Annotated in this window: 22 protein-coding genes and 1 tRNA gene; 18 read left to right on the forward strand and 5 right to left on the reverse strand. The window is 37.4% G+C overall.

The window, feature by feature from the left end:
- Nucleotides 1-55 precede the first annotated feature (55 nt).
- The 4 genes from EL165_RS00750 (at nucleotide 56) to EL165_RS00765 (ending at nucleotide 6,370) form a co-directional block, all read left to right on the forward strand.
- Nucleotides 56-445 carry a RidA family protein gene (locus EL165_RS00750; protein WP_002980201.1) on the forward strand — a complete coding sequence of 130 codons (390 nt, stop codon included), beginning with the start codon at nucleotides 56-58 and terminating at the stop codon, nucleotides 443-445.
- Nucleotides 446-827: 382 nt separating this feature from the next.
- Complete coding sequence (locus tag EL165_RS00755; protein ID WP_002980200.1) at nucleotides 828-1,640, forward strand: hypothetical protein; 813 nt, start codon at nucleotides 828-830, stop codon at nucleotides 1,638-1,640.
- A gap of 182 nt (nucleotides 1,641-1,822) precedes the next feature.
- Entirely contained in the window at nucleotides 1,823-2,611 is a 789-nt protein-coding gene (locus EL165_RS00760) for an SDR family oxidoreductase (RefSeq protein ID WP_002980199.1), read from the forward strand.
- A gap of 273 nt (nucleotides 2,612-2,884) precedes the next feature.
- Nucleotides 2,885-6,370 carry a glycosyltransferase family 117 protein gene (locus EL165_RS00765; protein WP_002980198.1) on the forward strand — a complete coding sequence of 1,162 codons (3,486 nt, stop codon included), beginning with the start codon at nucleotides 2,885-2,887 and terminating at the stop codon, nucleotides 6,368-6,370.
- Between the two features lie 60 nt (nucleotides 6,371-6,430).
- Here EL165_RS00765 and EL165_RS00770 read toward each other — a convergent pair whose 3' ends face one another.
- Nucleotides 6,431-7,243 (reverse strand): helix-turn-helix domain-containing protein, encoded by an 813-nt coding sequence (locus tag EL165_RS00770; protein ID WP_002980197.1) that lies wholly within the window; start codon nucleotides 7,241-7,243, stop codon nucleotides 6,431-6,433.
- Nucleotides 7,244-7,373: 130 nt separating this feature from the next.
- Between EL165_RS00770 and EL165_RS00775 the strand changes: the two genes are divergently transcribed.
- Genes EL165_RS00775 through EL165_RS00785 form a run of 3 tightly spaced genes read left to right on the forward strand, consistent with a single transcriptional unit; the run spans nucleotide 7,374 to nucleotide 11,350 of the window.
- Nucleotides 7,374-8,696: a TolC family protein gene (locus EL165_RS00775; protein ID WP_002980196.1), complete on the forward strand. Its 1,323-nt coding sequence runs from the start codon at nucleotides 7,374-7,376 to the stop codon at nucleotides 8,694-8,696.
- Nucleotides 8,697-8,700: 4 nt separating this feature from the next.
- Nucleotides 8,701-9,765 carry an HlyD family secretion protein gene (locus tag EL165_RS00780; RefSeq protein ID WP_002980195.1) on the forward strand — a complete coding sequence of 355 codons (1,065 nt, stop codon included), beginning with the start codon at nucleotides 8,701-8,703 and terminating at the stop codon, nucleotides 9,763-9,765.
- Complete coding sequence (locus EL165_RS00785) at nucleotides 9,758-11,350, forward strand: efflux MFS transporter permease (protein WP_041461824.1); 1,593 nt, start codon at nucleotides 9,758-9,760, stop codon at nucleotides 11,348-11,350. Before EL165_RS00780 ends, EL165_RS00785 begins: the two co-directional genes overlap by 8 nt.
- Before the next feature lie 111 nt (nucleotides 11,351-11,461).
- Here the strand turns inward: EL165_RS00785 and EL165_RS00790 are convergent, their stop codons facing one another.
- Together EL165_RS00790 and EL165_RS00795 are read right to left on the reverse strand one after the other, a co-directional pair.
- Nucleotides 11,462-11,965, reverse strand: a complete 504-nt coding sequence (locus EL165_RS00790; protein ID WP_002980193.1) for a hypothetical protein — start codon at nucleotides 11,963-11,965, stop codon at nucleotides 11,462-11,464.
- A 13-nt stretch (nucleotides 11,966-11,978) separates the two neighbouring features.
- Nucleotides 11,979-12,434: a MarR family winged helix-turn-helix transcriptional regulator gene (locus EL165_RS00795; protein WP_002980192.1), complete on the reverse strand. Its 456-nt coding sequence runs from the start codon at nucleotides 12,432-12,434 to the stop codon at nucleotides 11,979-11,981.
- A gap of 282 nt (nucleotides 12,435-12,716) precedes the next feature.
- Here EL165_RS00795 and EL165_RS00800 point away from each other — a divergent pair.
- Nucleotides 12,717-12,789 (forward strand) — tRNA-Lys (locus EL165_RS00800).
- A gap of 105 nt (nucleotides 12,790-12,894) precedes the next feature.
- Here EL165_RS00800 and EL165_RS00805 read toward each other — a convergent pair.
- Both EL165_RS00805 and EL165_RS00810 read right to left on the reverse strand, forming a co-directional pair.
- A complete protein-coding gene (locus EL165_RS00805; RefSeq protein ID WP_002980191.1) occupies nucleotides 12,895-14,334 on the reverse strand; it encodes a serine hydrolase in 1,440 nt (479 codons plus the stop codon).
- A 50-nt stretch (nucleotides 14,335-14,384) separates the two neighbouring features.
- On the reverse strand, nucleotides 14,385-15,191 hold the full coding sequence (locus EL165_RS00810; RefSeq protein WP_002980190.1) for a helix-turn-helix transcriptional regulator: 807 nt from the start codon (nucleotides 15,189-15,191) through the stop codon (nucleotides 14,385-14,387).
- Nucleotides 15,192-15,581: 390 nt separating this feature from the next.
- On the opposite strand from EL165_RS00810, the gene EL165_RS00815 reads away from it, so the two are divergent.
- The 10 genes from EL165_RS00815 to EL165_RS00860 all read left to right on the forward strand — a co-directional run bounded on the left by EL165_RS00815 (nucleotide 15,582) and on the right by EL165_RS00860 (nucleotide 23,311).
- Nucleotides 15,582-16,241: a MarR family winged helix-turn-helix transcriptional regulator gene (locus EL165_RS00815; RefSeq protein WP_002980189.1), complete on the forward strand. Its 660-nt coding sequence runs from the start codon at nucleotides 15,582-15,584 to the stop codon at nucleotides 16,239-16,241.
- Between the two features lie 32 nt (nucleotides 16,242-16,273).
- On the forward strand, nucleotides 16,274-17,764 hold the full coding sequence (locus EL165_RS00820; protein WP_002980188.1) for a phytoene desaturase family protein: 1,491 nt from the start codon (nucleotides 16,274-16,276) through the stop codon (nucleotides 17,762-17,764).
- A gap of 1 nt (nucleotide 17,765) precedes the next feature.
- Nucleotides 17,766-18,602, forward strand: coding sequence for a phytoene/squalene synthase family protein (locus EL165_RS00825; protein ID WP_002980187.1), 837 nt, complete (start codon nucleotides 17,766-17,768; stop codon nucleotides 18,600-18,602).
- A gap of 53 nt (nucleotides 18,603-18,655) precedes the next feature.
- A complete protein-coding gene (locus EL165_RS00830; protein ID WP_002980186.1) occupies nucleotides 18,656-19,123 on the forward strand; it encodes an SRPBCC family protein in 468 nt (155 codons plus the stop codon).
- Nucleotides 19,124-19,125: 2 nt separating this feature from the next.
- Nucleotides 19,126-19,578 (forward strand): sterol desaturase family protein, encoded by a 453-nt coding sequence (locus EL165_RS00835; protein WP_002980185.1) that lies wholly within the window; start codon nucleotides 19,126-19,128, stop codon nucleotides 19,576-19,578.
- Nucleotides 19,575-20,264, forward strand: coding sequence for a lycopene cyclase domain-containing protein (locus EL165_RS00840; protein ID WP_002980184.1), 690 nt, complete (start codon nucleotides 19,575-19,577; stop codon nucleotides 20,262-20,264). The genes EL165_RS00835 and EL165_RS00840 overlap by 4 nt, the downstream gene beginning before the upstream one ends.
- Nucleotides 20,254-20,805, forward strand: coding sequence for a lipocalin family protein (locus EL165_RS00845; protein ID WP_002980183.1), 552 nt, complete (start codon nucleotides 20,254-20,256; stop codon nucleotides 20,803-20,805). The genes EL165_RS00840 and EL165_RS00845 overlap by 11 nt, the downstream gene beginning before the upstream one ends.
- Before the next feature lie 30 nt (nucleotides 20,806-20,835).
- On the forward strand, nucleotides 20,836-21,426 hold the full coding sequence (gene ribA / locus EL165_RS00850; protein WP_002980181.1) for a GTP cyclohydrolase II: 591 nt from the start codon (nucleotides 20,836-20,838) through the stop codon (nucleotides 21,424-21,426).
- Nucleotides 21,427-21,475: 49 nt separating this feature from the next.
- Nucleotides 21,476-22,912, forward strand: coding sequence for an SDR family oxidoreductase (locus tag EL165_RS00855; RefSeq protein ID WP_002980179.1), 1,437 nt, complete (start codon nucleotides 21,476-21,478; stop codon nucleotides 22,910-22,912).
- A gap of 99 nt (nucleotides 22,913-23,011) precedes the next feature.
- On the forward strand, nucleotides 23,012-23,311 hold the full coding sequence (locus tag EL165_RS00860) for a hypothetical protein (protein ID WP_002980177.1): 300 nt from the start codon (nucleotides 23,012-23,014) through the stop codon (nucleotides 23,309-23,311).
- Nucleotides 23,312-23,327: the final 16 nt, after the last annotated feature.

Consider the following 23,327-nt stretch of genomic DNA (forward strand, 5'->3'; position numbering starts at 1 on the left):
ATCTGCTGTATTTGTTCTGCAATTTTGTATCGTAACAAATAACAAATTAAAGACAATGGAAAAAAGAACAGTTAATCCATGGAAATGGCAGGATGAAAGAAGTTACTCCCAGGCGGTGGAGGTGAAAAATGTTGAAAGTACCTTATACTGCTCAGGACAGGCAGCTATTGATCCTGATGGAACGTCCAGTGATAAGGACATGAAATCACAGCTGGAACAGGCTATTGCCAACCTGGAAGAAGTGATTACTACAGCAGGGTATGAATGCAGCGGTATTGTAAGATTAAATATTTATACTACTTCTACGGAAGAACTCTGGCCTCATTTTCCTATTCTTCAGGAATGGATTGGCAGACATAAAATTCAGCAAGCCGTAACAATGCTTGAAGTGAAAGGTTTGTTTGAAACTTTAAAAGTGGAATTGGAAGCAACCGTGGTCAAATAGATTATCATTTAAAATTAAAAGAAACCTTCTTATATATTAAGAAGGTTTTTTGTATTGTTCAAAATTATTATCTGAAAGATTGATAAATCTGATTTTTCAAAAAGTACAGGGTTTATATAAGAATAACAATCTTATGAATATAAATAAAAGTTTCTAAATAACTATGCTTATTATATAATCTGTGAATGGAATGCTGAAATTGAAATTGAGTTTATTGAAAAATTAACAATTATTTTTTATAAGCCTAGTTCTCTTTTGTGTGAAATTTATTATATTTGTTTTAATATAAAGTGATTATTTAGGTTTAATTTTTAATTTTATCACAATAATTTTAGCTTTTTGTTTTAAAAATCACTTTAATATTGATCAAAAATCACTTATTATGAAACGTAAACTTATCTATTCTTTATTTCTTCTAACAGGAAATTGTATTTTTATAAGTGCGCAGGTAGGTATTCAGACTTCCAATCCACAGGGCGTTTTCAATATTGATGCGGCCAAAGATAATCCTGCTACAGGAACACCTTCAGCGGCACAACAGGCCAATGATGTAGCTGTTACAGCCGCTGGAAACATGGGAATCGGGACTACGGTTCCAACGAATAAGCTTCATATCAATGGAACCGATCCGTTGCGAGTACAGGGGCTTTCTGCAGGAAATACCACTACAGATCCTCTGTTGGTAGTGGATGCGACTGGTGTTGTTAAAAGTATCGGTACATTAGGCGCTTTATCTATTCCAAATCCTGCAGTTTTCAGACTGGAAACTGCACAGACCAATTTCTTGCAGGCACAAGGTGCAGGCGGATCACAGGTGGTCCCTATGTCTGTTGTTAAAAATACCATTCCCGGTATGAGCTATAATGCAGGAACAAGTACTATTACATTTCCTGCAGGAACTTATCAGATGACTTTTGTGTATGAAGCAACTCATAATGCAACAGGATGTACTATCAGCTCATATTTTATAGATTTCCCTCTTAACACAGGTTCTACTCGAATTCACAGTACAGCTTCACACTCAGAAGGAGCCCTTTCTAATCACGGAGGTACCATAACCTATGCTACCACTGTTCCAGCCAACAGAACATGGACGATAACTCTTGGAAGAGGCCAATCCGGTAACTGTGGAGGAGCAGGAATGAGCCTGGCTGCAACCTCAACCCAATTACTTGTTTTCCGTATCGGAGATTAATTCCTTTAAAGTTCCCATATCAGGCATTATTCTTTTAGCAAAAATTCTAATAACACAAATACTGAAACACCGGCTTACGCTGGTGTTTACTGTTGTATAAAATAGAGCCTGCTGTGCATTAAATGATCATTAAAAATAAAGATTGCTTATATTTATACAGATAATCAATACTCATTACAAAGATGAATATTCAACTTTTTTCAAAAAACGCTTTAGTGGGAGGAGCCACTCAGGGAATAGGAGCAGGAATCGCCATAGAACTGGCAAAATGCGGGGCCAATGTTACCGTTATGGCTCGCAATGAAGCTAAACTTAAAGATTTTGTTTCATCCCTTCCGGTTATTAATGCCGGTCAGAAACATGCATATCTTGTTGCTGACTTTTCAGATTTTGAAAGCTATAAGAAAATAATTGGAGGATATTTTAATGAACATCCGGTAGATATCCTTGTTAATAATACAAATGGTCCGGAACCCGGCCTTGCAGTTGATAAAAACACAGATGATTATCAGAAAGCATTTGATCTTCTTTTTAAAACGGTTTGTGAAACAACATTACTGGCTTTGCCTCACATGATCCAACAGAAAAACGGGCGTATCATTAATGTTTCATCCCTTTCAGTAAAAGAACCGATTGGAAATCTCGCATTATCCAATTCAATTCGTTCCGCTGTAATCGCCTGGGCTAAAACCCTTTCCAATGAAATTGCACAACATAATATTACAGTAAATAATGTGTTGACGGGATATTTTGATACTGAAAGAATTCAGAAACTTGTTGCCCATGAATCCCAGCAAACCGGCAATTCTGAAGAAGAAATAAAAAAGGCAAGGGAAAATAAAATTCCGATGAAAAGATTCGGGCAGCCTGAAGAATACGGACATCTTGTGGCTTTCCTTGCTTCAGAATATTCAAATTATCTTACCGGAACAAGCATTCCTTTGGATGGAGGATTGAATAATACCTATTAAAACCGCTATTAAGAAACCAATAAATTTCTTAACCACAAAAGACACAAAGTTTTTTGAGTCTGTTTCTAAGCTTTCTATTTTGAACATTAAAGTACACCTAAGTTGTTTGAAATCGTTGATTTACTTCTTCTTATATGAACTTTTTACAGCATTGTTTTTAAACTTAATTAACTACTCCAGGACTTTGTGACTTTTTGTGGTTTAAAAAAATAAATAAGGTCAGTGTAATAAACCATCCTCTTCAGCTGTCATATCAATATTGGAAAATATGATATGAAAAACTGGTCTTTTAAAAAATGGAACACCGTACTGGGATGGTTCCTTTTCGCTGTTGCGCTTATTACTTACCTTTCAACCATTGAACATTCTCTCAGCTTCTGGGATTGTGGAGAATACATCTCTTCAGCGGTGAAACTGGAGGTAACCCATGCTCCGGGAGCTGCTTTATTTCAGATTGTGGGAGCCGTGGCGAGTATTTTTGTAATGGGGAATACCGAGAATTATTCTATTGTGATCAATGCGATGTCGGCTTTATTCAGTGCTTTTACCATTCTGTTTCTGTTCTGGACGATCACTCATTTTTTAAGACGCCTTTTACATAAAGATTTTGAAGATATTACAAAACATCAGGAAATCTCTATCCTTTTTGCCGGGGTTGTCGGGGCCTTATGTTTTACTTTTTCAGATACCTTCTGGTTTTCAGCAGTAGAAGGTGAGGTGTATGCAATGGCTTCTCTGTTTATTGCATTGTTAGTTTGGCTGATCACGAAATGGGAGAATGAATCTGAAGCTGCTGACAGCGAAAGATGGATTATTCTTATTTTTTTCATCATAGGACTTTCTGTGGGAGTACATATGATGTGTATGCTGGCTATTCCGGCTATATGCCTGGTATATTATGCAAGAAATTATACCTTTTCCTGGAAAAGTTTTATCATAGCCAATCTGGTTACCCTGGGAATTCTTGCCTTCGTGTTCAAGATTATTTTCCCTTTGATTATGACCTTGTTTGGACAGCTTGAAATTTTCTTTGTGAATGGTTTAGGACTTCCTTTCCATTCAGGGACAATTGCAGCGTTTGTTCTTATGACAGTTATAAGTTATCTGCTGATTAAATATGCGAGAAAAACAAAAAGAAAGCTCTACCAGACCGCCATTTTGTCTCTGGTTTATATGATTATCGGATTTTCATGCTGGTTGGTGATTCCCATCAGGGCCAATGCCAACCCTCCAATGAACCTTAATGATCCGGACACAGCCATCGGAATGAGAGATTATTATAACAGGGTGCAATATGGAGACTGGCCTACCATCTACGGACAGAATTACACTGCATTTCTTGACAAAAACGGACTGGAAAAAGACGAAGACGGAAGCTACAAAAGAGAGATCACCGGAGACATTTATGAAAAAGATGAAAAAACCGGAACCTACAGAAAAACGGGGGAAAGATTCAACTATGTTTTTAATAAATCTCACATAAGCTTTATGCCAAGGATGTTCAATGAAGATAAAGAAGTGATGGCCAATTATATCTCTTTGTACGGAGCTCCTGATTTTACTTTCAATTATGATAACGAAGAAGTGGCAGACAATCCGGAAGCTCATCGTATTTTTGATGAACTGAGAGCAAAATATGAAGGAGATTCTATCACGGCAGAAGACTACCTGAAAGTAAAACCATATGATCTGATTAAGGTAAAGCGCCCTTCATTTGCACAGAATATGGATTATTTCATCTCGTTCCAGAACGGATATTATTTTGTCAGATATCTGATGTGGAATTTTGTTGGAAGACAGAACGATCTCCAGGGCCATATGGAAAGCACCAATGGAAACTGGATTTCAGGATTTTCTTTTATTGATAATGCTTTACTCGGCGATCAGGATCATATGCCTGCCCGGTTTAAGAACGAAAGTACTGTAAAATTTTTCTTTTTACCATTGATTCTGGGATTGATTGGTTTCTTTTTCCAGCTGAACAGAGATTTCGGAAGATTTTATGCCATTCTTTCGCTGTTTATCCTGACCAGCGTGGGAATTGTCTTCTATACCGGAGTAAAACCGTTTGAAGTAAGGGAAAGAGATTACGCCATGGTAGGTTCTTTCTATGCTTTTGCTATCTGGATTGGTCTGGGTGCCGGAGCAATCCTTTGGCTGATTCAGTCTAAGATAAAATCGAATGCTGCCAATATTGTTTTGGGAGTCGTGTTGCTTGGAATTCCTTTTATGATGGGATTCCAGAATTATACTTCGCATGACAGAAGCAAAAAAACAGCAGCCCGGGATTATGCCTATTCATTGTTACGTTCACTGCCTAAAGATGATATCATTTTTATTTATGGAGATAATGATACCTTTCCGGTGTGGGCTATTCAGGAAACAGAAAGATTCAGGGACGATGTGAAGACAGTCAATTTCACCCTTTTAGCCACTCCATGGAATATTGATCAGGTGAAAAGAAGAACCTACAATGCTATGGGAATTCCGGGTGAACTGACACATGAGGAATATAGAGACGGAGTGAATGATCAGGTGTATCTGATGAAAAAAGAAGACTGGGAAGGACTTTTCCAGATGCTGAAAGAGCAGGGAGCACCGGAAACCGCTTTCCAGGACTTCAGGAAATACCTGACACAGGATTCTCTGACGTTGAAAGATGCCATTAAATTCCTGAAACTAAAATCATCTGGAAAAGACGAACTTCTGAAAATGTATTTTGGTGAAAAGCAATATGAAAAATATAATATTCTTCCGGTGAGTAAATTTATTCTGCCTGTGAACAAGGAAAATGCTGTAAAGGCAGGCATTATTAATCAAGCTGATATTCCGGATGTAGCAGATCAGATTACGATTAATTATGAAGCAAATACCCTTTACAAAAGTAACCTGATGATGCTGGATATGCTCGCGAATTTTGAATGGAAGCGCCCGATAAACTTTTCATCAGGCGGAATGTATGAAAGTGAAAATATTTTTTATCTCGATGAATATCTGCAGTTTGACGGTTTCAGCTACAGACTGGTGCCTATCCGTACTCCTCAGGGATCCGGTGGAGATAGAGGAAGGGTAGATGCCAATTCTCTTTATCAGGTGGTCAAAAATTTCAGATGGGGAAATTTTAAAGATCTGAGTAATTATTATGATGAAACAGCAATGTCAAATATTCTGGGCTACAGAGTGTCGGTGAGCAGAGCAGTATCAGCACTTATGGTAAGCGGACAGAAAGCTAAGGCGTTGGAATTACTGGATCTTGCGGCAAAAGAAATTCCTGTGGAGAAATACAATGACCCACGTTCATTGAGCGCCATTGTTACCGGATATATTATTGCAGGACAGGAACAGAAAGGACTTCAGCTGGCCGAAATGCTTAAGAAAGGGATATTTGAAGAATATGAATACTATCAAAGTCTCTCACCATCATTTAAAGCGATGGCAAAAAGACAGATGAGGTCAAAACCGATGGAATATGCACTTGTTGTCTCAGCAGTTACTGACGCTTATAAAAGCTTGGGACAAAATGAAAAAGCACATGCATACCTTTTAAAATCGATGGAGCCCATCGACAAAAAATTCAATGTTTTTATAAAGGGACTTCAGCAGATGGGGAAAGAAAAAGCAGTGAAGGAATCCGAAAATGTCCGTCAGATCGCTCCTTTTTATCAGTATTTATTCAATGTTATGGAACCTTTTGATTCCGCTTATTCCGGAAAAAAAGAAATTGAGATTACCGATGCGATAATGAAAGTGACTCAGTAATGATAGAGAAAAGCCTTTAAACAAACAGTTTAAAGGCTTTTTATTTCATTCAGAATCAGTTTAATCTGTAAGGTTCTGAATGGCTTTATTGCTCTTCCTTAAATCCGAAGGTCTGGATTGGGTGAATTCATGAAAAGTATCGCTGAAAGCGCTGATAGAGCTGTAACCGACATCATCTGCTATTTCATTGATGGGCTTGTCCGTATTTAAAAGGAGTTCAATAGCCTTGACAATTCTTAAGGTTTTCAGGTACTGCAGGAAAGAAATATCCATATCCGCTTTGAACAGCCGGGACAAAGAACGTTCACTTAAGCCGAACTTGCTGCTTACATGGGCCAGAGTAAGCCTTTCCCCGATATTCCATTCCAGATAAGATACAATTTTCATCATCTGTTTATGGTGAGTAGCCGGGAGAATAATAGGTAATGGCTGCTGATGGGTTTTGGGAAGAATTTTTTTTAATGCCACCAGAAATTCAAAGTTTTCATCTTTTGCAGTAACATGTTTTTCATCCCATATTTCAGTATATTTTATCATCTGGATCAGCAGTTCAGAAGCCGGATAAATTCCCAGTCTGCTGTAAAAAGGATCTGAAATGTCATCATGAGCATAAAAATAAAGAGAACGCAAAACCGTTGCAGTGTGCCCGATTTCCAAAATATGTTCCATTCCTTGCGGAATCCAGAAGAAATGCCTGGCCGGTACCACATAGGTTTTGTTATCAATGGTAATGTAAGCGATACCACCTTCCACATAACTCAGCTGTCCTTTGGTGTGCTTATGAAAAGGAATCAGCTTTTCCGATTTTTCATGCATGACAAATACACTTTTATCGTCTTTATCAATATCCGGAAGCGCAGCAATTAATCCCATAAAAAATTAAATTATCAATGAAAACGCAAATATAATCATTTGGCTGGAATCATGTAAAAGTTGACTATTTTAGATAAAAATAATATCCGGATTGCCAATAAATTTGCAGTGCAATAATTCAAAAATTCAAATGAAAATTTATGTCGCCGGACTGCTGATGCTGGGAATTTCCTATACCATATCGGCTCAGACAGGCAGTTCAACAAGGGATACCATTCGACTCTCCTTAAAAGACGCATGGCAGAGAGCTGAAGAAAACAGCCGTCATATCAGAATCAATACCATCAATGCAGACATTGCCGAAGCCGAAGTAAAAGATGCCAAAAAAGAGCGTCTTCCGGAAATAGAAATCAAAGGTTCAGCAGAAAAAGCTTCCAACATTCCCATCTATGAAAACGGAATTTTTTCGAAACCTACACAGCATGAAGTCATCCACACGCTGTACAGGGCCGGAGCGGATTTTTACCTTAATATTTACAACGGGAACAAGCTGAATCTGAAAATTAAGGAAAACCAGACCCTTCAGAAAATTAAGGATATCCTGAAAGAGCAGTCGGTTTCTGATATTCATTATAAAACAGCTGCGCTTTATCTGGAGTTGCAGAAAACATTAATCTTCAGAGATCTTATTAAGCAGGATATTGAAGATCAGAAAACCCAGCTGAAAGAAATACAGGCGCTTTATAAAAACGGAGTGGTTTTAAAAAGTGATGTTTTAAGGATTGAACTTGAGCTTTCAAAAAGGAAAATGGCTTTGGTCACTATAGAAAATGATATCCTTATCGCTACACAAAAGCTGAATATTATTCTGGGAATTCCAGATGACCAGATTGTTATTCCGGAAGCACCATCTGACCAGTGGAATGCGAATACTTCTTATAATGACTATTTGAAAATGGCACTGGATCATTCTTTTGACTACCACGTTTCTGAACAGCAGACTGCATTAAGTGTAATTAAACTGAAGCAGGTAAAAGCCAATGTAAGACCTAAAGTCGGGATGTATGGAGAATTCTATTACGCTAATCCACAGATTTTCCTGTATCCTTACAATCCGTATTGGTATTCGTTGGGAATAGTGGGCATAAAAGCTTCGTTTTCCATCTCTTCGCTATATCATAATACGCAAAAGGTAAAGGCAGCACAGCTGGAGTTCGAAAAAGAAGAAGAGGCACATAAAGATACAGAGGATAAAGTAAGACAGCAGGTGAAGGAAGCTTATCTGAGATATCAGGAAGCTCTGGAACAGATCAAAGTGGCAGAAGCCAATGTAGCCCAGGCAAAGGAAAATGCAAGAATCATCAAAAATACTTACTTCAGCCAGACTTCCCTTATTACAGAACTGCTGGATGCAGATATACAGCTTCTTCAGACAAAGTTTGAACTGGAAGCGGCAAAGATTATGGCACAGAACAATTATTATTTACTACAAAATATTACAGGCGTTTTATAATACAATGAAAAAAAAATATACTCCAACGGACAGACTGATCACGAAGATCACAGGATGGATTTCACTTGCTATCGTTGCCGCACTTGCTGTCTGGGGCGGTTTTACCTTAAAGAACTATTATGCATATGAACAGACCAATGATGCCCAAGTTCAGGAATATGTAAACCCGATTATTTCAAGAGCCGGAGGATTTATTGTCGCTGTAAAATTTGAGGAAAATCAGGAAGTGAAAAAAGGCGATACCCTTTTAATTATTGATAACCGTGAATATGTCCTTCAGGAAAAACAAACGCAGGCAGCCCTCCGTAAAGCCTACGCGCAATTGAAAGTCCTTGAAAGTACTACAGAAACTACAGAAAAAGAAGCTGCCGCAGCAATGGATCAGGTAGATGCCAATAAAGCAAAGGTTTGGAAACAAAAACTTGATTATAACAGGTACAAAAAACTGTATGATGAAGAATCTGCCACCAGACAGCGTCTTGAAGATGTTAAAGCAACTCTTGACATCAATGAAAGTGATTACAGATCTTCACAGGATAATTATGCAGCTTCAATGTCTAAAATAAATGATATCCGGGCGGAAAAAACGGTTGTCCTTGCAGAAATTGCCAGACTGGAAGCATTGCTGGACCGCCACAAGTTGGATGTGAGCTATACAGCCGTTACTGCAGCATATGACGGAAGGATGGGAAGAAGAACCGTTGAAGTAGGTCAGATGATTGATGCAGGAGAAACACTTGCATTTATAGTTAATAATGAAACCGACAAATGGGTAGTGGCCAATTATAAAGAAACGCAGATCAAGGACATGCACATCGGAGATCATGTAAAAATTGTAGCAGATTCTTATCCTGACAGAGAGTTTAAAGGGACGATTATTTCACTTTCCCCGGCAACAGGCTCAAGCTTCTCATTGCTTCCGCCGGATAACTCCACCGGGAATTACGTGAAAATTGTGCAGCGTATTCCTGTGAGAATCAGAGTGGATGGGCAAAGAAAAGACATTGATATTCTGAAAGTAGGAATGAATGTAAATGTATATGCCAATAAAAAACATTCCAATGGCTAAAAGACAGATGCCTTATTTTAAAAAATGGGCTCCTGAATGGCTTGTTAAAATCATCCTTTTTTCAATGACACTGCCGGGGATCATTATCTTTTTTCTCCCGCTTGCGAATGTGAATGCAGCGGCCGGATATTATGGAAGTGAGCCGGCAGATATCCAGTTTTCAGTAGCACTGTTCTATGCCGGATATGTAGGCTTTTACAGCCTTGAAAGAAGATTTTTCAGTTTCCTGGCTGCCAAAGAATATTTTCTGCTTTTTACCACACTGCAAATATTGGCTTGCCTGGTATGCTATTGTACACATGAAATCTATATACTGTTTCCGATACGTTTCATGCAGGGAATGTTGTTTGCAGGAAACGTAAACCTTTCATTGACGTTAATTTTTACAAGGCTGAGCAGTGAAAGAGGGCGGGAGATCAGCTTTTCAGTATTCTTCGGAATTCTGATCTGCGCTTTGCCTTTTAATAACCTCATCACAGCAGACCTTATTGATTCCTATAATTTTAATATCGTTTATAAGACAGCCATATTCTCATACCTTCCGGGACTTATCTTTCTTGCACTGGCCATGAGCAATTACAGAACGCATGCAAGGTTTCATCTGTACAAGCTTGACTGGCAAAGTTTTGGGCTGTTCAGTACGATGCTGGTGCTGATTGGGTATATCACCATTTTCGGACAGGAATATTATTGGCTGGAAGACTGGCGGATTATGGGAAGTGCCATTGGAATTGCTGTTCTGGCATTGATATCCGTATTCCGTCAGCAGGCTATCAAAAGACCTTATATTGATCTGCGTGTTTTCAGGTACAGAAATTTTAAGGTAGGTCTGCTGATCCTTTTTGTGATGTATATCTGTCGGTTTGCATCAGGAATTGTCAATAGCTATTTTTCATCTGAGCTGCATCTGGATCCGCTTCATATTTCCTATATCAATATCTTCAATCTTGCAGGATTGGTTACAGGTGTGATTATCGCCTGCTGTATGGTTTTACAGAAGAAAAATATAAGATATATCTGGGGTCCCGGATTTTTAATGCTTCTTATTTTCCATGGATTAATGTATTACTCTTTTGATGTTCAGGCTGATGAGTTTAATTATTATATTCCATTATTCATTCAGGGATTGGGTGTTGGATTGATTATGGTCCCGACGATTATTTTTATTATCTCCTCAGTTCCTGCTGCCATTGGCCCCTCAGCTGCTGCAACAGCCCTGGCAGTACGGTATCTTGGATTTTGTATCAGCATTGCACAGATCAATTTTTTTGAACTGTTTGAAAAAAGCCGCCATTATAATGCATTTCAGGATCATTTAAGTGCTGTGGATCCGGCTGTTAAAAATTTTCTTCATCAGCAGACCGCTAAACTTGTTGCGAGAGGAATGCCTGAAGGTAAAGCCGTAAAAGCGGCCAATAAGCTGTTGATTGGAAGGATGAATGTTCAGGATCATGTCCGTTTTGCAATGGATTATTATGAAATGATGGTGTGGCTTCTTGCTGCGTCACTGTTATTGATTTTTCTTTTTCCTTACCTGAACCGTACTGCCCTTTATCTGAAGTCACGTCGACTTTCACCTGCGTAGGGAAACGTTTTAATGAAAAGTATAGCTTATCAGCTGATTTTATAGTAGAGTGCTGAGACTGTCTGATAAGGCAGTCTCTTTTTTTATATTTTAAACACTGTGGCCAGTTCATTACTGGCGAAGCCCGAAAAGTTTAATGCAGAGAGGAATAAAGCCTATTGAAACCGCAATATAAACTGCTACCCGAATATAGTTAAGCGTTTTCCAAAGCGATATTTTTGTTAAGATTTGTTCCGGAACCGAAGAAGCTGAAGCCAGATTCTGAAACTGGATGATATTGGGCGCAAAAAAAGTAAGTGTCCATACTCTTACAGCGGCATGAATGATAAATAATACTAAAAGCCAGTTCCTTACCGGACCTATTTTCCAGCAGAAAATAATAGCAAGAATAAAAGCTATTTCATGCAATGAGTGGATTATAATCCAGAAAAACTTCAGGCTTGCCCCTTTTCCATCCTGAAGAAACCTGAATGTCTCGGGTGGGGAAGAGGCCCATTTGGGAACAAAAATAAGCGTCTCAAAAATCTGTGCGCCATTCATAAGAAAATAGAGTAAGGTCGTAATGCAAAGCCATATTTCTGCGCGCGTTAGATAAGTTGTGGCTAAGTTTTCCATGGTTTTATATTGTTTATTGATTATTTAAATGGTCTGCTGTTTCTTTCATAAGAATTGTTGCTTCCCTGAAATAGCGCTCAATGGTTTCTACTTCTTTTTTTGAAAAGGTGGAAATTAAGCGAAGTGTTTTTTGCTGCAATTCATCGAAAATGGGCCCCAGTAATTTCATGCTGTTCTGAACATTTGGGATAATGATCACTTTTCTTCGGTCTTCCTGAATAAACTGTCTTTTCAGAAGATTCTTTTTCTCCAGACGATCTATCAAGCCTGTTACAGCACCGGTTGTAAGGCCCGTCAGCTTAGAAATTTCGCCGGCGGTAACCGATTCATACTGTAGAATAAGGCCCAGGTATTTATGATCGGTACTGGAAAGCCCCGCTTTTCTGGCAATGGCCTCGTGCATAAAAATACTGGCGTCAGAATAGGCTCTGCTGGCGTCTCTGAAATTTTCAATATTATATTTAGTCATTAATTTACTTATTTTATAATTATCTTAGTTGCTAAGATATTATTTGTTTTTTATTCTTCCAAACAATTTTTTAACCAAAAATGGTAGTTTATCTGTCAAGTATGATTATTGCTGAAAAAATTAAATAAAAAATAAGTAGTGTAATTGATTTATAAACAGGTGTTTGACTTTTTTGACTTAAAATTTATTATAAAAAAGCGCCGGAAAGTTTGGATTTACCGAGGGTTTTCCTATCTTTGCAGTCCCTTAACCAAAGGGATTTACTTAAAAAAATAAGTGGCCGACTCGGTAGCTCAGCTGGTAGAGCAATACACTTTTAATGTATGGGTCCTGGGTTCGAATCCCAGCCGGGTCACTGAAAGAGACAACTATTAAAGTTGTCTCTTTTTTTATGGATGAACATGATTGTTTTTGTCCTTAGTGGCAGCATTTGGAAAAATAGTAAGACTATCCTTAATTACTATTTATCGCTTTTTAAATTTTCATACTTAATTTCAGCTTCCTTATCCAGCGGTTCTCTCTTTAAATAGATTTTCAAAGCTTCAATGGCTTTTTCCTTTTGATGAGATAATCTGTAAGCTTCACTCAGGTTGTAATAAGGTGTGGCAGAATCAGGAAACTGAGTCGCAGACATTTGAAGCAGATCAATTGCCTGAATATACTTTTTTTCGAAGAGAAACTTTTGTCCGTATCTTTCTATTAAATTCTCCTTAAGGATATATTTTTTGCTGGAATCGGCTTCTATCTTTTTTATTCCGGAAGAAAAACCACTTTTTTCCACTGTCCGGATAACATCTTTTGTATAGAAAAAGTTATCTGTTGCATTTGTACTTCCGGTTAATTGCTTTTTAATGAGATTGGAAACTTCCCAATAATTTTCAACTTCTCCGTTTGTTAAAATTACAATGGTATAGCCAGACTCCGGGAAAATCATCAGTTCGTTTGCTATTCCGAAATGTCCGCCTGTATGTCCAAGCATTCTTTGACCATTTAAAAAGTTCTCAACGATACCATAAGCGTAAGAACCTTCTTTATATTGCACTTTACCAGTGGAATACAGCTTTGTAAATTCTTTGCCCAGTATCGTGTTTTGCTGAAGAGCCAGAGAAAATCTCAGAAGGTCCTCAGCTGTTGAGTACCCTCCACCTGCTGGCGTGCCTTTGACTATGTTACTATACATATTGTTTTTCCATTGTCCTGGTTTTTCTGATAGCATTGTATATCCTGTTGCCATATTCGGGATTACTTCTTCCAGATCATAAGAATCTGTATCCTTCATTTTTGAGGGTTCAAAAATGTAAGTTCTTACATAATCGAAATAATTCAATCCGGAAACTTTTTCAATGATCAGTCCTAAAACCATATATCCCGAATTACTGTATTGAAAACCCTTCCCGGGAGAGAATAGTAATTCCTGATGCACGTAAAGCGGCAAATAATCACTAACCGTTTTAAATTTTTCTTTCGCTAGTTTGTCATGTTCGGCCCAAAAGTTTCCCATTCCTGAAGTATGTGTCAATAATTGATGAATGGTAACAGAATCGGCTACGAGTTTGTTAGGAAAATCCGGTAAATATTTACCGACTTTGTCATGTAGCGAAAGCTTTCCCTTTTCGGCTAATTGCATAATGGCTAACCCTGTAAACATTTTATTCATAGAAGCCAAATTAAATTTGGTATTTGCTTTGTTGGGAATTTTGTCGGCCATATTAGCATATCCGAAAGCGTGCTTGTAGATCGTTTTATCTCCTTTGGCAATCAAAACAACACCGCTAAAGTAATTCTCCTTCTCAAGGATACGCAGTTGTTTTCTTATGACAGACAGGTTAACCGATTGTCCAAAAGCTAATGTTCCCCAAAGAATAAAAAGTAATCTGATCATCTCTTGTCTATTGTTCATGTACAAAATTATAAATACCAATACCCTGAACATTGTATGAATGTAAACCACTAAACAAAAAGCCAGAGCATATCTTTTGAATCATTAATGTTTTTGAAAAATAAGGTAGGAACCACACCTGTTAACGCTTTGAATTCTCTGTTAAAATGAGGTTGGTCAAAAAATAAATTCTCGTGGGATAATGAAATGAATTTTTCATTCGTTTGCAGAGAAGAAGTAACCTGTCTGAAGCGGTGTATTCTTTTATACAGAGAGGGAGACTTTCCCATGTATTTTAAAAATGTTCTGTGAAGATATTGCCTGGACATGCCCATTGATTCAGCAATGTCATTTAATTTCCATCCTTCTTCAACTTTTTGCAGAATGTTTTGCATCGTTTCAAGCTTCGGATTACAAAGTTTGGAGAGAAGATATTTTTCTAACAGATGTGCCTGTTCATCTTTGTTATTCATTTTCAACAGATCCTGAATGTTAGATTGGTAATCAGGGTAGGGATTGAAATTCTCAAAATGGTCTGCAGCTGATGAAAAAGACACTTTAGGAAAGAAATGAAAAATAGCAAGAGGTTTGAAATATATCGTCAGTTCATTTCTAGGCTCTTCGTAAGTAACGTTAATAGGCCTGGAAATGTTGTAAAAGAGAAATGAATCCACTCTTTTATGGATTGATCTTCTTATTGTGATTTTGTTTTCTTCAGGAATTAACTCTGTGTCCTGACAAATCGTTGCAAGGCAGAAATTACTGGGAAATGTCCAATATTGATTTGATTTTAGCGTATCATGCTCAGAAATAAAATAAAAGCCTTCAATATATCGGCTTAACAGATCTGATTTCGGTTTATAAAAAGTGATACTCATATTTAATGTTACCTAATTTTCTCTTATAGAATTTTAATATCCATTTCGTTTGGCTTTCCATTACACAAAGTAATACGAATTTAAATTAAAAAAATATTTTAAGGTTACTAATGATCATAGTGACTGTTATTTAAGATCATAATCGCCATACTATTCTTCAGTTTTTTTACGGTCTGAAAATCTAAGCAGGCCGATAGCTTACAACATCCAGGTTTTATTTAACCACCCCTGTAAAGTTTATAAATATATCATATTTCTTACTTAATAACTTTTAATTTAAAAATAAATAAACTGTAAATCAAAGAGTTGAGTGTTTGTTTTTAATTCATATAGTTTATTTATGTACTTATTATGTTTTTATAAGTATATTTGTATACTAATTTATTGAATATGAATTATGATCTTATAAAAGCAGTTGTGGAACTTATTAAGCAATTCGCTGATGAAAATGAAGAAAAAGCTATTTACAGCAACAATCTTCAGGGTTTTATAGAATGGATCGAATCTTCCCATAAAGAACATTATCTCTCAGAGGAGCCCGAATGGATAGGTAAAGAAATGGGACGAAGTGAAGAAAGCGTAATCAATACTTTGTTGATAAGAATGAGCAGGTATGCAAAGTCTTATTCTAAATCAGCCATTAATAATTCAGGATTTTCCAGCCAGGATGATTTCATTTATCTGATCAGCCTGAAATCTATGGGAGCCATGTCAAAAATGGAACTCATAAGACATAATGTTCATGAAAAACCTGTAGGAATACTCATCATTAACCGCTTACTTAAGAATGGCTGGATAGAACAGACTGTTTCAGAAAAAGATAAAAGAGCCAAACATATTCAGATAACAGAAGAAGGCCTTAAGATGCTGGATCAGCATATGGATGAAATCCGTAAAGCCTCAAAAATGGTCACCGGAAATCTCAATCATTCCGAGAAAATGCTGCTCATCGCCATACTTTCCAAATTAGATGAATTTCACCATGCTGTATACAAAATGAATCTTGAAGCCATGGATTTGCTGGATGTAGCCTATAAAAAACTGAATTAAGCCGGATAATCCCAACTAATAAATCAATAACAATGAATAAGGAAAATTTGAGAAAAAGGATAGCTGTTATAGGTTCTGGTTTTTCCGGGCTTTCAGCAGCTGCCTATGCCGCTAAATCCGGAAATGAAGTGCATGTATTTGAAAAACACGATCAGCCCGGTGGCCGTGCAAGGCAGTTTACAACTGAAGAAGGATATGTTTTTGATATGGGCCCCAGCTGGTATTGGATGCCTGATATTATTGAAGATTTTTTCAGGGATTTTAATATGAAGGCAGATGATTTTTTTAAACTTGTGGCTTTGGATCCTCAATTTGAAATGGTTTTTTCAGGTGAAAAGATCTGCGTTCCCAGAAAGAATGATGAAATAAGAGCCCTGTTTGAAAAGATCGAGAACGGAGCAGGTAAGCAGTATGATAAATTCATGGAATCTGCAAAATATAAATATGAAGTGGGAATGAAAGAATTTGTTACCAAACCCTGCTACAGCTGGCTGGAATTCGCTTCTTTAAAAATAGCTGGCAGCGCTGTAAAACTGGATCTTCTCAGTAATTTCCGAAAATACGTATCCGGATATTTTTCTGATGAAAAACTAAGGTCATTAATGGAGTTTCCTGTCATCTTCCTCGGAGCTTCTCCCCAAAATATACCGGCGCTATACAGCCTTATGAATTATGGTGGATATGTCTTGGGAACGAAATATCCCATGGGAGGCTTCTATCAGCTTGTTCTGGCGATGCAGAAGGTGGCAGAAAAACAAGGAGTTGTGTTTCATTTTAATCATGATGTTCAGAAAATTAACACAGAAGACGGGAAGGTAACCTCAATCAGGGTAAATGATAAAGATTATGAATTTGACGCCGTCATTGCCTCATCAGATTACCATCATACGGAAACTCTGATTCCCAAATCCCTTCGGAATTACAAGAATGCTTACTGGGAATCCAAAACCTTTGCGCCTTCATGTCTTATATATTATCTCGGAATTAAAGGTAAAATTCCTCACTTAAAACACCATACACTTTTCTTTGAAAATGAACTAGATAATCATATAGACTGCATTTATAAAAATAAAAAATGGCCTGCAAAACCTCTTTTTTATTCTTGTTGTCCTTCAAAAACAGATCCGGGTGTAGCACCTGAAGACTGCGAGAATCTTTTTCTGTTGTTGCCTCTGGCTCCGGGAATTCATGATGAAGAATCGGTGAGGGAAAAATACCTGATGGAAATGCTCGAAAGAATAGAAAAACATACAGGCGAAACTCACCTTATTTCAAGGATTGAATACAAAAAAAGTTATTGTGTAAGTGATTTTATTTCAGATTATAATGCCTATCAGGGCAATGCGTACGGATTATCTAACACTTTATCTCAAACAGCAGTGCTGAAGCCAAAAATCAGGAATAAAAAGATCATGAACCTTTTTTATACGGGGCAGCTCACTGTTCCCGGGCCGGGAGTACCGCCATCAGTTATTTCCGGTAAAATTGTAGCATCTGAAGTCAGTAAACTAAAACTTAATTAATATGAAAAAATTGTTTGATGAGTTGTCTTGCGAGGTGAGCAAATATACTACCCGGAAATACAGTACCAGTTTTTCATTAGGGATATTGGCATTAAAACCTTCCATAAGACCCGCCATTTATGCCATTTATGGTTACGTACGGCTTGCGGATGAAATTGTAGACAGTTTTCATGGTTATGATAAAGAAAAACTCTTAACAAGGTTAAAAGCTGAAACCTACAGCGCGCTGGAAGACGGTATATCGATCAATCCCATTCTGCATTCATTTCAGGAAACAGTTCGTCAGTACAAAATTGATATTCAGCTTATCAATCAGTTTTTGCACAGTATGGAAATGGACCTGCAAAAAATAGACTACAATTCTGATTTGTATAACGAGTATATCTACGGCTCAGCAGAAGTTGTCGGACTTATGTGCCTGCAAATATTTACCGGAGGAAATAAACAACAGTTTGAAGAGCTTAAACCATATGCAATGAAGCTTGGTTCCGCTTTTCAGAAAGTTAATTTTTTACGGGATCTCAAAGATGATTACCAGATATTGGGACGAACATATTTTCCTGCTTTAAACATGTCTGTTTTCGATAATGATGTGAAAGTCCGGATTGAAAAAGAAATTGACGAAGAGTTCAGAGAAGCATTACAAGGGATTAAAAAACTGCCCGGCTCTTCAATGTTTGGTGTTTATCTGGCTTATAAATACTATCTGTCATTGTTTGAAAAAATAAAGAAAGCCAGTTCTCATCACATTTTACAGAACAGGATCAGGATTGCGAATTCACAGAAGCTGCTGGTAGCATTCAAAAGCTATATAAGATATAAATCTGCCTATCTGTGATGGTAAAAAAAATGGTAATTAATTCGTTGGAAAATCTAGAATAAAAATAAGTAATGAAATACAGATTATACAGAGAACAGCAGTTGAACTGTACCATTGAAACCGCCTGGAAGTTTTTTTCATCCCCTCATAATTTATCTGAAATAACCCCGGCAAGTATGAATTTTGTTGTGCTGTCAGATGTTAAGGATAAGCCTGTTTTCAAAGGAATGGAGATCAATTATCGTGTTTCTCCTTTGCTGGGGATTCCCATGAGATGGAAAACCATCATCACACAGGTAGATGAACTTAAAAGTTTTACCGATTTCCAGGAATCAGGACCTTATAAATACTGGAATCATTTTCACGAATTTATTCCCAATGAAAAAGGAGTATTGATGAAAGATACAGTAGATTATGAGCTTCCATTAGGTTTTCTAGGTCGGATCGCTCATAGCTTGTTCATAAAAGGAAAACTGAACAGCATATTTGATTTCAGATACAGAATTCTGAATGATCGTTTTAACAGCAAAAATAATTAGTAATGAATTTTCTGATCGTTTTGGGTGTTTTTATTGTCATGGAAGGTGCTACATGGCTTATCCATCGATATATTATGCATGGCTTCCTGTGGGTACTCCACCGTGACCATCATGATCACAGCAATGAAGGAAAACTTGAGAGAAATGACCTTTTCTTTTTCATTTTTGCAAGTCCGGCCATAGCTTTATTATATCTGGGAGTAAAGCAGGAATTCAGCTATTGGTTTTATATTGGCCTCGGAATAAGTCTTTACGGAATGGCCTATTTCTTTGTACATGATATTTTTATCCATCAGAGAGCAAAGGTTTTTACCAAAACCAAAAATCCTTATTTGCTTGCGATAAGACGTGCCCACAAACAGCATCATAAGCATCTGGGAAAAGAAAAAGGAGAATGCTTCGGCTTTTTATGGGTGCCTGTTCAATATTTTAAAATGTATTTCGATAAAAAATGATGCCATACACTTACATACTGATTAATTTTTTTACAGTTATTATCTGCTTTCTGGCTTCTTTTGACAGAAGGATACAGTTTAACAGGCTTTTCGGGAAATTTCTGATGTCATCTACCATTGTGGCGGTTCCTTTTATTATCTGGGATATATGGTTTACCGGTAAAGGAGTGTGGTGGTTTGATCTCAGGTACACCTTAGGATTTAAAATAGCAGGGCTTCCTGTTGAAGAGTGGCTGTTTTTTTATTGTATTCCCTTCGCCTGTGTTTTTACCTATTACTGCTTTGAAAAGTTTTTTAATCTGGACTGGGCTGACATGTTTAATAATCTCATCGTATTTACATCAGTTATTGTGCTCGCGGTAACGGGTTTTCTGTATTGTGACAGAATATATACTTTGCTCACTGTAATTGTTACAATCTTCACATTATGCTACCTTCATTTTATTGCTAAAAAAGAGTGGATAGGAAAAGCCAGTCTGGTCTATCTGATTTTAATGCCTGGATTTTTTGCAGTGAATGGAATCCTGACAGGATCTTTAATTCCATCACCTGTTGTTAATTATAATCCCGAAGAATTTTTAGGAATCAGAATGGGCACTATTCCCGTAGAAGATGCTGTATATGGTTACAGCCAGTTTCTGTTGAATATTTATTTCTTTAAAAAAATTACTAAAAATGAAAAATAACTTAATTCTTAAACTTATTGCTGCCTGCGGATTATGGATATTCATAGTCTCTTCATGTTCTTCTATGCCAGAAAAAGCACAACCTGTGAATCAGTTTGATGTCAATAAATATTTGGGTACATGGTATGAAATCGCCAGATTTGATTATCGTTTTGAAAAAGATCTCGACAATGCTATGGCTCAGTATAGTCTTAATAAAGATGGAAGTGTTAATGTCGTCAACAGCGGGTATAATACCAAAAAGGAAAAATGGGTGTCGGCTAACGGAACAGCAAAATTCAGAGGTGACAAAAATACAGCTGCCTTAAAGGTAAGCTTTTTCGGACCGTTCTATGCCGGATATAATGTAGTGGCGCTGGAAAATTACAAATATGCTTTGGTAGCCGGAAAAAATCTGGAGTATCTGTGGATTCTTTCCCGTGAAAAAACAATCCCTGAAAATATAAAACAGGACTTTATTTCCAAAGCAAAGGAAATCGGATATGATACCTCTAAACTCATCTGGGTAAAACAGGATAAGAAAAATCCTTTTGACAAATAGATTCTCAACCTTAAATTAAAATCGAAACCTATGCTTACCATACAGGCACAATCAAAAATACCTACAGATTACGGAACATTTACCGTATATGCGTTTTCGGAAAATGAAGAAGACTGGAGCCCGCATTTGGTTCTGGTAGCAGAAAATACAGATTATAATAAGACTGTTAATGTCCGTTTTCATTCGGAGTGTATTACCGGGGAAGTTTTTCATTCTAAAAAATGCGAATGCGGTCAGCAACTTGATGCAGCCATGAAATATATGTCTGAAAATGGGGGAATGATCATTTATCTCCGCCAGGAGGGAAGAAATATTGGGATCATCAATAAGCTGAGAGCATATGCGCTTCAGGAGCAGGGGTTAGACACTGTTGAAGCTAATCTCAGGCTGGGTCTGCCGGCAGACGGAAGAAACTTTGATGTGGCAGTGGAAATGCTGAACCTGCTTCATGTGAAGGAAATAAATCTGTTAACCAACAATCCTGACAAGATTAAATCTGTTGAGAACAGCAGTATCATTCTCAAAAGCAGGATTCCTTTGGAAATTGATTCCAATGAGATTAATGCAGGCTATCTTGTTAAAAAGAAAGACTATTTTGGTCATTTTTTAGAAAAAATATAACGAACTTCAGACAGGCAGCATATGTATTGATCTGTTAAATCCAATAATTATGGAAAAAATACTGCTTACAGGAGCTACCGGCTATATCGGTAAAAGAATGATCAGCGTGATTGCTGCGCAGGGATATAAAGTCGTTTGCTGCTGCAGGGATATAGGCCGTTTTACAAGAGACATGGATATCGACGAACAGCTCATTGAAGTTATTGAAGTTGATTTTCTGAAGCCGGAAACGCTTAAAAATATTCCCGAAGATATTGCAGGGGCTTATTATCTGATGCATTCCATGAGCAATACTGCTGATTATGAAGACTCAGAGAAGAAATGTGCCGCCAACTTTTCCGCTTATATTGAGAAGACACAATGTAAACATATTGTCTATCTCTCAGGCTTGGTGAATGAAAAAGAACTGTCAAAGCATCTGAATTCAAGATACGAAGTTGAAAAAATTCTGATGAATTGCAGAGTTCCCGCAACAGTTCTTCGTGCAGGAATTATCATTGGGTCAGGAAGCGCATCATTTGAAATCATAAGGGATCTCGTTGAAAAGCTGCCTGTCATGGTGGCTCCCAAATGGCTCTATACCGAATGTCAGCCGATAGGGATTGCGAATGTTCTGGATTTCCTGATTTTCGTTTTGTTTAAAGAAGCTGCTTATCAGAAAAATTTTGACATTGGCTGTGACGATGTATTGACTTATAAAGACATGCTCCTGCAGTTTGCAAAAGTAAGAGGCCTGAAAAGAACAATTTTTACACTCCCTGTAATGACGCCCAGACTCTCTTCGTACTGGCTCTATTTTATTACTTCAACCTCTTATAATCTGGCTAAAGCATTGGTTGGAAGCATGAAAGTAGAAGTGGTCTGCCGTCCCGAAAGTCTTGCTGAAATCAAATTAATTACCGGTGTGCAGCCGTTTTCCTATGATACAGCATTGAAGAGAACACTTGCAAAAATTCAGGCCAATGAAATTATTTCCAGCTGGAAAGACAGTTTCATCAGCAGCCGTAATGATTCAACATTGAAAGAATACCATGATGTACCGAAATACGGTTGTTTTACTGACCTCCGGAGCGAAGAGTTTGATGACAGGGAAGCCTGCATGAACCGGGTCTTTCAGTTAGGAGGTGATCATGGCTGGTACGGACAGGATCTTTGGAAAATAAGAGGGTTCTTGGATAAACTCGTTGGCGGCCCGGGATTGAGAAGGGGACGAAGACATCCTTCAGACCTTAGAGATGGTGATGCATTAGACTTCTGGCGGGTTTTATATGCTGACCGTCAGGAAGGGAAACTTATATTATTCGCAGAGATGAAGCTGCCGGGAGAAGCCTGGCTGATGTTTAAAATTTACAGAAATAAAATCTGGCAAAAAGCGGTATTTCGTCCAAAAGGCCTTTGGGGTAGGCTGTATTGGTTTATGGTGCTGCCATTCCATGGAGTTATCTTCCAAGGAATGATCAGAAGCCTAAGTGGAAAGAAAAAGTAAATTCTTATCATTTTTAATTTTAAGAATATTTTAACATAATGTCTGTTTTTTAGGCATGAACATTGTTTATTTATATACCAAATACTTAAATATTATATTATGAATAATTCAGATTACAACAAAGCAGAAAATGCAGTAAACGAAACGGAAAATACGCTGAAGAATGCAGCTACCGATGCAAAATGGAAAATCAGTGACCTGGCAGATAAAGCCAGAGATTATATCAATGAGAAAAGAAATAATGATGAAGAAGCAACACAGGAAGACTGGATGGAAAGAGTGAAATCCAATATTTCTGATGCCTGGGACGACATTAAAGATAAAGCGGATGAAGCCTGGGAAAAGACAAAAGATGCTGCAGAAGATGTGAAGGCAGAATGGAGAAAGAAAACAAATTAAAGTTAGTTTGATGAAT

Origin of the sequence: Chryseobacterium gleum, from assembly GCF_900636535.1 — a bacterium.
In the GTDB taxonomy this organism is placed as follows: Bacteria; Bacteroidota; Bacteroidia; order Flavobacteriales; family Weeksellaceae; genus Chryseobacterium; species Chryseobacterium gleum.

Coding starts and splice junctions, on each gene's coding strand:
- EL165_RS00855 (WP_002980179.1), top strand. CDS start 21,476: ATGGAAAAAATACTGCTTACAGGAGCTACCGGCTATATCGGTAAAAGA.
- EL165_RS00750 (WP_002980201.1), top strand. CDS start 56: ATGGAAAAAAGAACAGTTAATCCATGGAAATGGCAGGATGAAAGAAGT.
- EL165_RS00860 (WP_002980177.1), top strand. CDS start 23,012: ATGAATAATTCAGATTACAACAAAGCAGAAAATGCAGTAAACGAAACG.
- EL165_RS00765 (WP_002980198.1), top strand. CDS start 2,885: ATGAAAAACTGGTCTTTTAAAAAATGGAACACCGTACTGGGATGGTTC.
- EL165_RS00770 (WP_002980197.1), bottom strand. CDS start 7,243: ATGGGATTAATTGCTGCGCTTCCGGATATTGATAAAGACGATAAAAGT.
- EL165_RS00845 (WP_002980183.1), top strand. CDS start 20,254: ATGAAAAATAACTTAATTCTTAAACTTATTGCTGCCTGCGGATTATGG.
- EL165_RS00835 (WP_002980185.1), top strand. CDS start 19,126: ATGAATTTTCTGATCGTTTTGGGTGTTTTTATTGTCATGGAAGGTGCT.
- EL165_RS00825 (WP_002980187.1), top strand. CDS start 17,766: ATGAAAAAATTGTTTGATGAGTTGTCTTGCGAGGTGAGCAAATATACT.
- EL165_RS00820 (WP_002980188.1), top strand. CDS start 16,274: ATGAATAAGGAAAATTTGAGAAAAAGGATAGCTGTTATAGGTTCTGGT.
- EL165_RS00780 (WP_002980195.1), top strand. CDS start 8,701: ATGAAAAAAAAATATACTCCAACGGACAGACTGATCACGAAGATCACA.
- EL165_RS00815 (WP_002980189.1), top strand. CDS start 15,582: ATGAATTATGATCTTATAAAAGCAGTTGTGGAACTTATTAAGCAATTC.
- EL165_RS00805 (WP_002980191.1), bottom strand. CDS start 14,334: ATGAACAATAGACAAGAGATGATCAGATTACTTTTTATTCTTTGGGGA.
- EL165_RS00785 (WP_041461824.1), top strand. CDS start 9,758: ATGGCTAAAAGACAGATGCCTTATTTTAAAAAATGGGCTCCTGAATGG.
- EL165_RS00795 (WP_002980192.1), bottom strand. CDS start 12,434: ATGACTAAATATAATATTGAAAATTTCAGAGACGCCAGCAGAGCCTAT.
- EL165_RS00830 (WP_002980186.1), top strand. CDS start 18,656: ATGAAATACAGATTATACAGAGAACAGCAGTTGAACTGTACCATTGAA.
- EL165_RS00810 (WP_002980190.1), bottom strand. CDS start 15,191: ATGAGTATCACTTTTTATAAACCGAAATCAGATCTGTTAAGCCGATAT.
- ribA (WP_002980181.1), top strand. CDS start 20,836: ATGCTTACCATACAGGCACAATCAAAAATACCTACAGATTACGGAACA.
- EL165_RS00840 (WP_002980184.1), top strand. CDS start 19,575: ATGATGCCATACACTTACATACTGATTAATTTTTTTACAGTTATTATC.
- EL165_RS00790 (WP_002980193.1), bottom strand. CDS start 11,965: ATGGAAAACTTAGCCACAACTTATCTAACGCGCGCAGAAATATGGCTT.
- EL165_RS00755 (WP_002980200.1), top strand. CDS start 828: ATGAAACGTAAACTTATCTATTCTTTATTTCTTCTAACAGGAAATTGT.
- EL165_RS00775 (WP_002980196.1), top strand. CDS start 7,374: ATGAAAATTTATGTCGCCGGACTGCTGATGCTGGGAATTTCCTATACC.
- EL165_RS00760 (WP_002980199.1), top strand. CDS start 1,823: ATGAATATTCAACTTTTTTCAAAAAACGCTTTAGTGGGAGGAGCCACT.